This is a genomic window from uncultured Dokdonia sp., from assembly GCF_947492535.1.
Taxonomy (GTDB): domain Bacteria; phylum Bacteroidota; class Bacteroidia; order Flavobacteriales; family Flavobacteriaceae; genus Dokdonia.
In genome coordinates this window covers 97,895-111,699 of record NZ_CANLNH010000011.1, presented here as the reverse complement: position 1 = coordinate 111,699, position 13,805 = coordinate 97,895, and the positions used below count along the sequence as shown (strand labels likewise).

The following is a 13,805-nucleotide window of genomic DNA, read 5'->3' as shown; positions in this document are numbered from 1 at the left end:
TACATTTATGACAGTAATGCAACATATGTCTCTGGCTTAATCTATAGATTATTACTTATTTTGATTAATAAAAATATGAATATATGAAAAACTTAAAATTTAAAGCGGCTCCTTATTTAATACTCACGCTAATACTATCATTGATTTTTGCTTGTAGTAATTCAGAACCTGAAATTGTATTTATCTCTTCAGATTCTGATGGACAACAAGAAGAGCAATCTACAGATGATGATTCAGGAGTTGAAGAAATTGCAGGAGTTGTTAGAGATATTAGCTCCTTTGAACTAGTCTCTGAGATGGGTGTTGGATGGAATTTAGGGAATAGTTTTGATGTAGAAGATAGAGACAAGACTTTATGGAATAACCCTTTGCCTTCACAAGAGATTATTGATCAAGTAAGTGAATTAGGATTTAAAACATTACGTATACCAGTTACTTGGGACTATCATTTAGGTGAGACTGCTCCATATGTTTTGGAAGAGGAATATTTAGATGAAGTACAAAAGATTGTAAACTATGGACTTCTTAATGACATGTTTGTTATTCTTGATACACACCATGAAGAATCTTGGGCAGGACCTGTACCAGAAAATTTTGATGAAGTATCTCCTAGAATGAGTAGTTTATGGACTCAAATAGCAGAACGTTTTAAAAATTATGGTGATAAATTAATTTTTGAACCTCTTAATGAACCAAGAGTTATTGGATCTCCTAACGAGTGGAGTGGAGGTACCGCTGCAGAACGTACGATACTAAATGATTTACATAGAGTATGTCAAGAAGCTATTAGAGCAACAGGAGGAAATAATACAAATAGACACCTTCTTATCTCTACGTATGCTGCGAGTACTGTTCCATCTGCAATGGATGATTTAGTGATTCCTAATAATGACAGTAATGTAATTATATCTTTACACGCATATTTTCCTTTCCTTTTTGCTTTAGAAGGTCAAGAATCTTGGGGTACTGAGTCAGATAGAGAAGATTTAAGGCAAGAGTTTGATCGTATAAGAAATAAATGGATTGTTGAAGAACAACGACCAATTATTTTAGGAGAATGGGGAGCGGTTGTTCAAAATAGCTTACCGGAACGTCTGGACTATGCCGAATTTTATGTGACTGAAGCTTTAGAAAGAGATTTATTACCTATTGTATGGGATGATGGAGGTAATTTTATATTGTTAAATAGATTCAATTTATTTTGGCCTAATTTACAAGTGGCAGAAACTATTATTGAAGCAGCAAATAATTAAAAACTTTTACGGCAACTTCTAAAAATGAAGTGATTTGAAAGTAATTGTGAAAGCGTAATAATTTATTTAATTATTATACTAAATGAGTAGTGTAACGAGAATAATCTTATTCTTGTTCCTACTCATTTTATTTTTCTATAAACTTGATGAGTAACCCTGTTAATACAAAACCTATAATGAATATAACTAGCAAGCGTATTACTTTTTATTTAGGAAAGGCTGTAAAATTTCATACACACTTTGAATAGAAGTAGCATCCCCAAACTTGAGTAGTAATCGAGAGCCATTACGTGTTTTCTTTTCTTCTAATTTCACACGATATGTATATTCTTGTACAAATTGGAGTACACGCGTAAAAGCATTACTTTGATAAAATTCTGACTCCTGATCAGAGATAAAGAATCCAATAAATTTATCATTTTTCATAACAACTTTCTCTAACCCTATTTTGGTTGCAATCCATTTAATACGTACAGAATTTAATAAGTCTTTTGCTTCATCAGGTAAAGGGCCGAAACGATCTATAAGTATTGCTTCAAAAGTAGCAAGTTCTGTTTCGTTTTTAGTTTCGTTCAGCTGTGTGTAAAGGTTCAAACGTTCAGAGATATTATTGACATAATCATCTGGAAAGAGTAAACTAAAATCGGTGTCAATCACAGTGTCTTTTACATACTCTTTATCCGCTTTCGCGAAAGCGTTTTCCTCCTCATACAATTCTTTAAACTCATTTTCCTTGAGTTCTTCGATGGCCTCATTTAAGATTTTCTGATACGTGTCAAAACCTATTTCGTTAATAAAACCGCTTTGTTCTCCACCTAATAAATCTCCGGCACCACGTATCTCAAGATCTTTCATGGCAATATTAAATCCACTACCGAGTACTGAGAATTGTTCTAATGCAGAAATACGTTTACGAGCATCATCTGTCATGGCACTATACGGCGGAGTGATAAAATAACAAAACGCTTTTTTGTTACTTCTTCCTACACGACCTCGCATTTGGTGAAGATCTGAAAGGCCAAAATTATTAGCATTATTAATAAAAATCGTATTCGCATTTGGCACGTCAAGTCCGCTTTCTACAATGGTAGTAGACACCAAAACATCAAACTCTCCTGTCATAAACGCAAGCATAAGCCCTTCGAGTTTCTTCCCTTCCATTTGCCCGTGTCCTACGGCCACTTTTGCATCAGGGACTAATCGTTGAACGAGTCCTGCAACTTCCTTGATATTTTCAATACGATTGTGAATGAAAAATACCTGTCCACCACGTTGAATCTCATAACTTACCGCATCTCGTATGGCTTCTTCAGAAAACCGAATTACACTACTTTCTATAGGATAACGGTTAGGTGGTGGTGTCGTAATGGTGCTTAAATCACGCGCTGCCATTAGACTAAATTGTAATGTTCTCGGGATAGGTGTTGCCGTAAGTGTGAGTGTGTCTACGTTTTCACTAATGGTTTTTAGTTTGTCTTTTACAGCAACTCCAAATTTTTGCTCCTCATCAATGACGAGGAGTCCTAGGTCTTTGAACTGTACATTTTTACTGGTGAGTTGGTGGGTGCCAATCACAATATCTACCGCGCCACTCGTTAACCCTTCTAATACTTCTCGCTTTTGTTTTGCTGTACGGAAGCGATTCAAATACTCGATACGAACTGGAAAGTCCTTTAAACGTTCTCTAAAAGTCTTTGCATGTTGGAAGGCAAGAATGGTAGTAGGTACTAAGATAGCGACTTGTTTTCCATTGTCTACTGCTTTAAAAGCGGCTCGTATGGCAACTTCGGTTTTTCCAAACCCTACATCTCCACACACAAGTCTATCCATAGGACGCTCGCTCTCCATATCGCGCTTTACAGCTTCGGTAGCGGTACTTTGATCAGGAGTATCTTCATAAATAAAACTCGCTTCAAGTTCGTGCTGCATATGGGTGTCTGGTCCAAAAGCAAACCCCTTTTGCAATCTACGTTTTGCATAGAGCTTGATGAGGTTAAAAGCAATGTGCTTAACACGTGATTTTGTTTTCGCTTTAAGCTTTTTCCACGCCTGACTTCCTAGTTTATAGATTTGAGGCGCTTTTCCGTCTTTTCCCGTGAACTTGGTGATTTTATGTAATGAATGGATACTTAAATATAAAATATCTCGCTCTCCATACACCAACTTAATGGCTTCTTGTTTTTTACCTTCTACATCTATTTTTTGAAGTCCGCCAAACTTCCCAATGCCATGATCAATATGCGTCACATAATCACCTACTTTAAGATTGGTGAGTTCCTTAAGCGTAATGGCTTGCTTCTTAGCATATCCATTTTTAAGATTGAACTTATGATACCGTTCAAAAATCTGATGATCTGTGTAGAGCGCTATTTTAAGATCGTCATCTATAAATCCTTGATATAAGGAAATCACTACCGTTTCATAAGGAGCCACATCGGTTTGTGCATCCTCAAAAATATCCCGAAAACGCTTGGCCTGTTGCTCACTGACACAGGAAATATAATTTTTGTACCCTGCAGTATAGTTGTCATTCAGGTTTTGAATGAGTAGATCAAATTGCTTATTAAATGACGGTTGTGGTTGCTGATTAAATGCCACCAATGTATTGATCTTCACATCAGGAACAGAAGCGCTAATATCTATCGTTTGGAATCCTTCTAGTTCAGATTTTAAAAGGGTTCCTTTGCAGAATAATTCACTTGGGGTACTACGTTTTACTTCTGAATCTAACTTTGTAAAGGCTTCCTCTGCTTTCGCGAAATTTTTATCAATCCGATCATAAAATAGTGATCGATTTTTGATGAATACTAAGGTGTTATTTGCAATGTATTTAAGGAAGGTATCTCGTTTTTCTTCTAATGCCTTATTTTCTACATTAGGCATGATCGAGATTTTCTTGAGTTGCTCTGATGAGAGCTGTGTCTCTACATCAAACGTACGGATGCTGTCTACTTCATCTCCAAAAAACTCGATACGATAGGGTTCATCATGACTAAATGAAAAAACATCTACAATTCCCCCGCGTACCGAAAATTCACCCGGTTCTGTGACAAAATCGACACGCTTAAAGTGATACTCAAAAAGCATCTCATTGATAAAATCGATAGAGAGTTTATCGTTTACACTTACTTTTAACGTCTGCCTATCTAATTCGCGACGCGTCACTACTTTTTCAAACAACGCATCTGGATACGTCACAATTAACGCCGATTTCTTCCGGCTATTAATCCGATTCAATACTTCAGCACGTAAGAGTACATTGGCATTATCAGTCTCTTCTATTTGATACGGTCTTCTATAACTCCCTGGGTAGAATAATACATTGACTTCTTTACGTAATTGCTCTAGATCATTGAGGTAATATGCGGCCTCTTCTTTATCATTCAAAATAAGAAGAATAGGACGTTCTATCTGCTCATACACAGTACTTATGGTATAAGATAATGAAGAGCCTATAAGGCCTTTAGCTTGTATGTTTCGATGATTTTGGGCAATAGCATCCTGCAATTTCAGGAGTTGCTGAGACTGTGCAAGGTGTTGCGAGAGTGTAGTTTTACTCACGTGAGAATTAATTTATAACAAAGATAAGAGGTAATTACGCTTTCGCGAAAGCGTATATAGAAAATTAACGATTGGTTTTCTGTTTTTTTCAAATCAGAGTATTCCCATCTAGGAAGAGGGGTTAGGGGTGTGTCATTTGAGTTTGAAAAAAATAATTTTTTTACACCTCCCTAGCCCTCCTTCTTAGGAGAGAAGACTCAGACGCAAACTATATAAGAAGGTTTTTCATAACGGTTTCCCCTCTAGGAAGAGGGGAGTAAGGGGTGTGTGATTTGAAGAATAACATTGTTATAGTTAACACCTCCCTAGCCCTCCTTCTTTGGAGGGAAGACTCAGACGCAAATTATATAAGAAGGTTTTCCATAACAGTTTCCCCTCTAAGAAGAGGGGCGTAAGGGGTGTGTAAAATTGTATATATTTAACTATGATCATAAAGTACAATCCAAAACTCACAGAATTTGCTCGTCAATTGAGAAATAATGCGACAAAATCTGAGATTAAGATGTGGCAATGTTTGAAAAGGAAACAATTGTATGGATATGATTTTCATAGACAGAAACCGATTGATGAATATATAGCAGACTTTTTCTGTAATAAACTACAACTTGTGATAGAATGTGATGGATACTCTCATGAGATTCAAGAGGTTTGGAAAAAAGATGTTAGGAAAACAAAACGATTTAATGAATTAGAAATACGTGTTCTTCGATTTTCTGATGATCAGATTATGAATGATTTTGAAAATGTATATCGAGCTATAGAAGATTATGTAGTAAGATTTGAAGAAAATGGGTTACCTCCTATTGAGGATTATTCTTAATGAAAACACCTCCCTAGCCCTCCTTCTTAGGAGGGAAGACTCAGATGCAAACTATATAAGAAAGTTTTCCATAACAGTTTCCCCTCTAAGAAGAGGGGAGTAAGGGATGTGTGATTTGAGTTTGAAAGAATAATTTTTCTAACACCTCCCTAGCCCTCCTTCTTAGGAGGGAAGACTCAATCGCAAATTATATAAGAAGGTTTTCCATAACAGTTTCCCCTCTAAGAAGAGGGGAGTAAGGGGTGTGTGATTTGAAGATGTTTAGTTTTACTTCCTAGCTCTTACTTCGATAAACTCGGCATAACGCCTTTCTAGGAGGGAAGACTCGTATGAATATTTGTTATAATAGTACTCTCTTGTAAGAAAACTGATTCAAATTTCGCGAAAGCGTACCCTATCAAAATTCAATATTTCCATAAAAAACTCATTTTTTTTTAGCTTCTTGTGATTTTTTAAAATCTACTGCGAATAATAGAGTAAACCACAACATCAAAACAGCTTGAGTAAGAAAGCAACATTTATTGATATCATTGAAAAGCATAAAGGCATTTTATATAAAGTGATCACCATGTATTGTGCCGACAATGAAGACAAAAAGGATCTAGAGCAGGAAATTTTAATCCAGATCTGGAAATCTCTAGATACCTATAATGACGCCTATGCAATAACCACGTGGTTGTATAGAATCTCAATGAATGTAGCGATCTCACATTATCGTAAAACGTTTAAAACAAAAGGAAAGACTGTACGACTAGATACAGGATTACTTGAGTTTACAGCAGCTTCTGAGACTAGTGAAAGAAGTTACGAGCAAGATATGTTGCGAAAGTTGTTGGCAGGCCTTAATGAATTTGACAAAGCCTTAATGTTTCTTTATTTAGAAGATAAAGACTATGAGGTGATTGCAGATATCTTAGGAATTACTAAAACCAATGTTGCGACCAAAATAAGTCGTATTAAAAATAGATGGAAGCAAGAACTTTCATCTTCTAAAAACTAAATAGTATGAATGTAGATGATATAAAAAATATTTGGAAGAAAGATATGGATGCGTTAGAGCACCGTGTAAAGGTAAATGAAGAAAAGATTAAAGCGCTAGAGTTTAACAAAGCAAAAACGGGCTTTGATACACTTCTAAAGGTTTCGATTGCGGGTAAAAATATGGCATTAGTTTATGCGGTTATATCCTTGTGTATGATCTATTTTGTAAGCGACTCTATACCCTATATATTGATGCTTGTAGTGGCGTCTGGTGCTATGGTGTTTTCTTATTTTCAACATAGTGTATTAAAAAAGATAGATTATGGAAAATTGAGCCTTATTCAGTTACAAAAAGAGATCGCCAAGTTTAGAATACATACTTCGCGTACTGCTATCTATGATATGTCTATTGTCGCGATTTGGTTATGTGTAGCAGGACTTTCTTTTTTAAAATGGGGAAAAGGCTTTGATGTTTTTCAAACGCCTGAAAAATTAAGCCATTCGGCTATTGTATTTGGTATTATGTTGATTGTTATTGTATTCTTTTCAAAAGCTATTTATAAAGATTATGATAAGAAACTTAAAAAGCATGAAGCAGATTTGGATGTGTTAGCAACCTATCAAGATCAATAAACAAATGATGAGTAAAACCCAACCTATTTGTGTTGGGTTTTTTATGCTTTCGCGAAATAGGATTTGTGATACCTGCCTGCCGGTAGGCAAGTTCACGACCAAAATGAAGAGCGAAGCGTTAAAGCGTATATATTTTTCATACGATTCTGTATCTTGTAGACATTATGAGTGATGCATTAACATATAAAATTTCTTGCCCTAGTTGTGGTGCCAGCAATGGTTTTTCTGAAACTACACCAAATCGTTATATCTGTGGTTACTGTGGTACTACATTTGAACATCAGAGTATTGTTCATTCTAAAAATCAAGAGAAGGTACTATATGATTATTTTAAGACATTACAACAAGACTACAAAAATCTATCTCCAGAAAACCCAGATAGAAATACCGTAGTATATAGTTTGTTACTACAAATGAACGGACTTTTAGAGGGGCTTACTTCTAGTCCTTCTTTTGATAAAGTACTACCGCTATTTATTGATTATACGAGTAACGAAATTGATAGATTAGAATCAATAGGATTAAAAGAGATACCCTCTTTAGATACAGTTCTTAAACAGGATCTAATGATTGAAGCTAGATTTCTGGCAGATTATAAATTATTACTCGCACAGACTCTTTATACCTATAAAAAAGAAGAAGAGACGTTAAAAAAAGCACTGCAATATGTTGTGTCTGCAGAAGCGATACATCAAGAAGTTTTTACAACGTTTGATCATACTACTACGGGGCTTAAACTAGATATTTTTCGAGAACTTAATGATGAGGAGGCATTCGCTAGTGCATTACAAAAAGCATTACAATCTGAAGATAGTATGTTTGTGAAACGTATTACGTATAGATTCAAAGAGTTTATAAATTAGCAGGTGTTTATTTTCCACTCAATCGTTCTTTTAACTTTATATGTGGTGCTGTTTTTCGATTATTAAAAGCATGTAGTGAAATAATAATGAGTAACACAATCGCTCCGCAAAGCGCATAATAAGAAATGCTTTCGATACTATCTTTATGTCGTATATAAATAGCAAACAACGCCCAAACAGCGACAAGAGCAAATTCTCTTAGGTTACGTAACCAAACCATAAATAGATTGAGAAGTACGGCAATAGTTATCATAATCATCGTCCACAGAATCTGCGTAAATTCTCCTCCTGTAAGCTCGATACTTGCAAAATAGGCACTGAAATTAGCAATCGTAGCAACCGCAATCCAACCGGCATAAATACAAATAGGCCACCAAACAAAAGCAATGACTTCAATAGGAGCATCCCATCGTTCCATATTTGTTTTGTGAATAATCTGTAATAAACTCAGTAAAAGACCTAACATAATAACAACCGAGAGTCCTACATATTCATAGGTGAAGGCTACAACCCAAGCAGCATTACACAGATTTGCAAGAGCAAACCACCAACCTGTTTGTACAATAAAAGACGATTCCTTTTTACTAAAGAATGCTCTACGTATTTGAAATAATGCATATCCCATAAGCATCAAAAAGATCAACCCCCAAATGGCAAAGGCATATCCAGCTGGTGTAAAGAGATTATCATATTTATTACTTATTTCGCCTATGGTCGTATTATTCCAGCGTTGCGATTGTGAAAGCCCATTTACCAATAGCACAAGAACAACAGAGAGTAGATTGACAACAGCAAATATCTTTTTCATAGGAATGGATTCGTTTTTATAAAGATACGTATGCTTTAACAATTCGCTTTCGCGAAAGCGAACCTAACATCATATAAATCCTATGTTGGTAATTAATTTACAACAAGAAATTTATGCATATTGCTCACAAAGCGCAATGGTATCTTTTACATCTTGAAATGTTGTACGAGGATTAATCAAACACATCCTGAGTACCACTTGCCCGTTTAAAACCGTAGTTACTAGAAAAGCTTCTTTGGAAGCAAGAACACTTTCTGAAATCTTTTGATTTAAAGCATCTAATTCTTTTTCAGAATAACTATTTCCAATAGGATTGTACCTGAAGTTAATAATTGCTAAAGTTGCTGGAGAAACAATTTCCCATTGCGAACTTTTACGGAGTAGCTTCTCTGTTTTCTCGGCAAGGGCTATGTTATATGAAATGGCTTTTCTGAATGCTTTTAGTCCAAATGTCTTCAGTGACATATAAAACTTTAATGCTCTAAAACGGCGCGTAAGTTGTACCCCATGGTCATAGAAGTTAATTTCAGATTCATTGCCTTCTATATCTCTAAGGTATTCTGGTTTTTCTACAAACGTGCTTTTGAGATACTTATGATTACGTATCAATAAACATCCCATTTCATAGGGTTGGAAAAACCATTTATGAGGATCTACTGTGATAGAGTCTGCTTTAGAAATCCCTTTTAAGAGTTCTTTGCCTTTCTTATCTAAAATAGCAGCACCTCCATAGGCTCCGTCAATATGAAACCAAAGCTTTTCTTCTTTACAAATGGCAGCTATTTCTTTAAGTGGATCTACAGTTCCTGTATTGGTAGTTCCAGCAGTTCCAATAACGCAAAACGGATGCAGTCCTTCTAGGCGATCTTTTGCAATGGCATTCTTCAGTTTTATGGTAGAGAATTTAAACTCAGAATCGGTTGGGATTAAGCGTATTTGTTCTTTTCTAAATCCAATGGTTCTAATGGCTTTTATATTACTAGAATGTGCTTGATCTGATAGATAAATAATCGCCTTTGAAAAATCATCCCCACACATCACACGTCTTGCAGTAACAATAGCTGTAAGATTAGCCATAGAACCGCCACTGGTAAAAATTCCACCTCCTTTTTTAAGAGGTAATCCAAATATTTTGAGGAGCCAACTTATAGTAACAATTTCAAGCTCTGCCGCTGGTGGAGATTGTGACCATCCTCCTGAGAATACATTATACCCTGTAGCCAACGTATCTGCCATGGCACTGATGTAATTGCTAGGCCCTGGAACAAATGAAAAGAATTTAGGGTGTGCTGCAATAGCCCCTTTATCCATCACTTTTTCAATGACAAAGTCTAATACTTCTTTTGGGTCTGAAGATTTTTCTGGAGCCTCTTCTAAGAATAAGTTATCCATCTCTTTACGACTTCCTGTAGCGATAGGACTTTTGTCATTAAGAGTGTCATAATGGGCTACAACAGCATCTACAACGCTATATCCGTAGGCTTTCATTTCTTCTTTAGAAAGTTCTAAAGTGTCTTTGTTCATCTCAGTCTATTTAGATAGGCTGCAAAGGTAGGGTATTGCCCAGACCATTAAAATTATTTGATCTACTGATTTTATGTAGGCCAATGATGTAACGTTTATAAGAATGATGTAAAAATAAATTAAAAACGTAAATTATTATCGGAAATTACTACTAATCAGATATTTACGAAGTAAATTTAAAACAATATTAACCTAAACTATCAATGTATATGCGTAAGAGAATTGTATTCTTTTGTGACTTATTCATGATGTTATAAAATTATCATGTTATGTTAAAAAAAATTTCAAAATTAAAGGGAGTAAAAAAACTAGAAGTAGCTTCTCAAAAAGAAGTTAACGGAGGATTTTCAGCTTCGTGTAGATGTTCAGGTCCTTTGCTTTCTCCTTGTTCTTGTAATGGTCGAAGTGGGTGGTGCCTTGGAGGCGGATATTGCGCTTACTGATTTCAATTATTTCTAAGAAATAAAAGAGGTTGTCTAAAAACACTTTTTAGACAACCTCTTTTAGTAAAAACAAGCTACAAATTTCTCAAAGTCTTCAGCAGTATTATATACATGTGGAGCGACTCTAATCGCTTCTCCGCGTATGCCTACTGAGATTCCGCTTTCGCGAAAGCGGTCTTTAACAGCATCCATTTTGATATGATCTGGTAAGTACACACCAAATAAATGTTTCGATCGATACTCGGCTTCTTCTATAAAGCATCCTTTGGCTTGTAATTGTTCGATTGCCTTTGAAGAAATAGCTTCACAATAGTCTTGAATATGTTGGATCCCCCAATCTAATAATTGCTCAATAGCTCTAATTTGCATCGGAACAAGGATAAAATTACTAGATTCTCCCACGCAAAAACGATCGGCTTTAGGCTGATACTCATCTTGATAATTAATAAGCTGACTAAAATCTTCACTATTTTTTCTATTCATCCAATTGTATTCCAGTGGTTCTCCGTCATTAAAGGTATCTGCATAATAAGCCATACCTATGGAATACGGACCTAGTAGCCATTTATAACCACCTACAATCAATGCATCTGGTTGTATTTCTTTTACGGAGAATGGAAGTGCACCTATACTTTGTGTGCCGTCTATAATTAACTTTGCGCCTACTTCGTGTGCTCGCTTACGTATAGTAACTAGGTCAAATAAGGTGCCATCTGCCCAATGAATATGCCCCATCGCTACTACTTTTGTAGTGGAAGTAATTGCTTCAAGAATATATTCATTCCAACGTTTTCCACGATCTTCAAACGTGTTAGGAGGAGTGACTACACGTATTTGTGCACCCGTACGATTTGCTTTTTCGCGCCAAGCGTATACATTACTTGGAAATTGCTCATCTATTACTAAAATCTCATCTCCTTGTTGTAATACTATGTTTTTTGCAACGGTTGCAATACCATAAGATACCGAAGGAATAATAGCACAGTTTTGAGGGTCTGGAGCATCGATAAGTGATGCAAAACGTTGTTTTACAATAGTTCGATGGGTAAAGAAGTCAGCTTGTGAAATAGCCGTGGGATTATTTTTTCTTAAAACACTTTCTAATCCTATTTCCGCAACGCTTTTAAGTTGTGGAGACATATAGGCACCATTGATATAGGTAATATCTTCAGGAAGTGAAAAGAGATGTTTTTGATGTTTCATAGCATACAATTGATAGGTTAAAAATACCTCAAATTTGAATATTTTAAGAGCAATATTGAAGGTGTTATGCTTTTTAACATAAAATTAATACCCAATGGAATAACCTTATTTTACTGTCAATTTTAAAGATATGGAGTAGAAAAATGTATGTATAGTGTCTTTTTTAATGGCTTAATTTGTAAGTGCATGAAGAATAGGCGTCTAAAATTGTGTTAACCATAAAGAATTTGATCATGGAAAATACAATCTTAAGAAATCAAATGGACGTACATTTTGAAGAAATGACTGCACTATTAGATTTTGATGTTCAAAAATATATTACAAATTTACAAATGCTTTCTATTGTAAATTCTATAGAAAGTTCTCAAGAGACCAATGAAGTATCTGATTTTTGGGATCACTTATTTGTTGATTTGAATTAGCATTTTACCCTTCTTATATATACCTATAGTTATTACTATAGTCCCCCTTTATGAAAAAGGCATTGTTACAACAGTGCCTTTTTTATTTGCACCGCCAAAAGGGTTAATACTTTGAGGCTTACCTCAAAACTAAAATTCAGTTTGATATAAAGGCCTTGTAGGGCTGCCGTAAAATAATTTACTTTTAGAAATATGTTCTGAAAAATTATTTTCTAACTTTAGACGTTCAATACAAGCTTAAAATTACCTGACATGAAAATATTTGCCGAAACCGAACATCTTATCCTTAGAGAAATTGTTACAGAAGATACAGGAGATATGTTTCGACTAGATAGTGATCCTTTAGTACATGAGTATTTAGGAAAAAACCCTATCTCGTGTATGGGAAAGGCACGTGAATACATAGATAGTATTCGTATGCAGTATGAGAAATATGGAATAGGGCGTTGGGCAGCTATTGAGAAATCAAGCGGTGATTGGATAGGGTGGACTGGCCTTAAAATGAATACCGAGTGGTCACCCAATGGACATTCTAACTTCTATGATGTAGGGTATCGATTTATGCCTCAATATTGGGGAAAAGGATATGCTACAGAATCTTCTATAGCAGCAAGAGATTACTTTTTTGAGCATTTTCCAAATCAAAAACTTTGCGGAATGGCTGAGTTAGGTAATGGTGCTTCCTGTCGCGTATTGGAAAAAATAGGACTAGAACGCAAAGAAGATTTCTTTTACGAACCTGAAAACTTGATGTTAGCTTGGTTTGAAAAACTTCCTAGTTGATTATTTCCAAGTTTGACCATTTAAGGTTAAGGCCGCTTTAAGAACATCTTTCTGACTTATTTGACCCACGAGTTTTCCATTTTCAACAATTGGGAAACGACGTCTTTTGGAGTTTACAAACTTATTGGCGGCATCAAATACATTCATATTACCATCTATGGTTTCTACCTCTTTTGCCATGTGTTTTTCTACTACCATATTTTCCATAGGCATATTGTAATAACGACTTTCTGAAATTTGTTTCATACAATCACCTTCAGAAATAATGCCCATGAGCTCGTTGTTTTCATTAACAACAGGTCCTCCAGAAATCTTATTTTTAATAAGTGTATTCATTACTTCTAGTACAGATTGATCGGGTCTGAATGTGATTAATTTTTTAGTCATATAATCACTTACTTTAATATCTGTTGGGTTGCCTTTTGAGGGTTTGGCACGGCGTCCAGTAAAACTTTTGATTCCCATAACGAACTGCTTTTTAGTGAGTAAATCCTCTTAAAGTTACTAAATT

Annotated in this window: 13 protein-coding genes; 8 read left to right on the top strand and 5 right to left on the bottom strand. The window is 35.3% G+C overall.

Annotated elements, in window-relative coordinates; translation table 11 throughout:
- The first annotated feature begins 83 nt into the window (after positions 1-83).
- Entirely contained in the window at positions 84-1,253 is a 1,170-nt protein-coding gene (locus Q1A60_RS14975) for a glycoside hydrolase family 5 protein (protein ID WP_299762300.1), read from the top strand.
- A gap of 198 nt (positions 1,254-1,451) precedes the next feature.
- Here the strand turns inward: Q1A60_RS14975 and mfd are convergent, their stop codons facing one another.
- Positions 1,452-4,814: a transcription-repair coupling factor gene (mfd, locus tag Q1A60_RS14970; RefSeq protein ID WP_299762303.1), complete on the bottom strand. Its 3,363-nt coding sequence runs from the start codon at positions 4,812-4,814 to the stop codon at positions 1,452-1,454.
- A gap of 424 nt (positions 4,815-5,238) precedes the next feature.
- Between mfd and Q1A60_RS14965 the strand changes: the two genes are divergently transcribed.
- The 4 genes from Q1A60_RS14965 to Q1A60_RS14950 all read left to right on the top strand — a co-directional run bounded on the left by Q1A60_RS14965 (position 5,239) and on the right by Q1A60_RS14950 (position 8,111).
- The gene (locus Q1A60_RS14965) at positions 5,239-5,634 is read left to right on the top strand and encodes an endonuclease domain-containing protein (RefSeq protein WP_299762306.1); all 396 of its coding nucleotides are present in this window, start codon (positions 5,239-5,241) and stop codon (positions 5,632-5,634) included.
- 499 nt (positions 5,635-6,133) lie between these two features.
- Complete coding sequence (locus Q1A60_RS14960) at positions 6,134-6,634, top strand: sigma-70 family RNA polymerase sigma factor (RefSeq protein ID WP_299762309.1); 501 nt, start codon at positions 6,134-6,136, stop codon at positions 6,632-6,634.
- Positions 6,635-6,639: 5 nt separating this feature from the next.
- Complete coding sequence (locus tag Q1A60_RS14955; RefSeq protein WP_299762312.1) at positions 6,640-7,248, top strand: hypothetical protein; 609 nt, start codon at positions 6,640-6,642, stop codon at positions 7,246-7,248.
- 164 nt (positions 7,249-7,412) lie between these two features.
- Positions 7,413-8,111 (top strand): hypothetical protein, encoded by a 699-nt coding sequence (locus Q1A60_RS14950; protein ID WP_299762315.1) that lies wholly within the window; start codon positions 7,413-7,415, stop codon positions 8,109-8,111.
- Positions 8,112-8,118: 7 nt separating this feature from the next.
- Here Q1A60_RS14950 and Q1A60_RS14945 read toward each other — a convergent pair whose 3' ends face one another.
- Complete coding sequence (locus Q1A60_RS14945) at positions 8,119-8,919, bottom strand: tryptophan-rich sensory protein (protein ID WP_299762318.1); 801 nt, start codon at positions 8,917-8,919, stop codon at positions 8,119-8,121.
- A gap of 111 nt (positions 8,920-9,030) precedes the next feature.
- A complete protein-coding gene (locus Q1A60_RS14940; protein WP_299762321.1) occupies positions 9,031-10,443 on the bottom strand; it encodes an aminotransferase class V-fold PLP-dependent enzyme in 1,413 nt (470 codons plus the stop codon).
- Between the two features lie 269 nt (positions 10,444-10,712).
- On the opposite strand from Q1A60_RS14940, the gene Q1A60_RS14935 reads away from it, so the two are divergent.
- Positions 10,713-10,886: a hypothetical protein gene (locus Q1A60_RS14935; RefSeq protein ID WP_299762324.1), complete on the top strand. Its 174-nt coding sequence runs from the start codon at positions 10,713-10,715 to the stop codon at positions 10,884-10,886.
- Between the two features lie 60 nt (positions 10,887-10,946).
- Here Q1A60_RS14935 and Q1A60_RS14930 read toward each other — a convergent pair whose 3' ends face one another.
- Positions 10,947-12,089, bottom strand: a complete 1,143-nt coding sequence (locus Q1A60_RS14930) for an aminotransferase class V-fold PLP-dependent enzyme (RefSeq protein WP_299762327.1) — start codon at positions 12,087-12,089, stop codon at positions 10,947-10,949.
- Between the two features lie 233 nt (positions 12,090-12,322).
- Here Q1A60_RS14930 and Q1A60_RS14925 point away from each other — a divergent pair, with 233 nt between their 5' ends.
- Together Q1A60_RS14925 and Q1A60_RS14920 are read left to right on the top strand one after the other, a co-directional pair.
- Positions 12,323-12,511 (top strand): hypothetical protein, encoded by a 189-nt coding sequence (locus Q1A60_RS14925; protein ID WP_089370157.1) that lies wholly within the window; start codon positions 12,323-12,325, stop codon positions 12,509-12,511.
- A 252-nt stretch (positions 12,512-12,763) separates the two neighbouring features.
- On the top strand, positions 12,764-13,294 hold the full coding sequence (locus Q1A60_RS14920) for a GNAT family N-acetyltransferase (protein WP_299762337.1): 531 nt from the start codon (positions 12,764-12,766) through the stop codon (positions 13,292-13,294).
- Here Q1A60_RS14920 and Q1A60_RS14915 read toward each other — a convergent pair whose 3' ends face one another.
- Positions 13,295-13,759, bottom strand: coding sequence for a CBS domain-containing protein (locus Q1A60_RS14915; protein WP_299762340.1), 465 nt, complete (start codon positions 13,757-13,759; stop codon positions 13,295-13,297).
- Between the last annotated feature and the right edge of the window lie 46 nt (positions 13,760-13,805).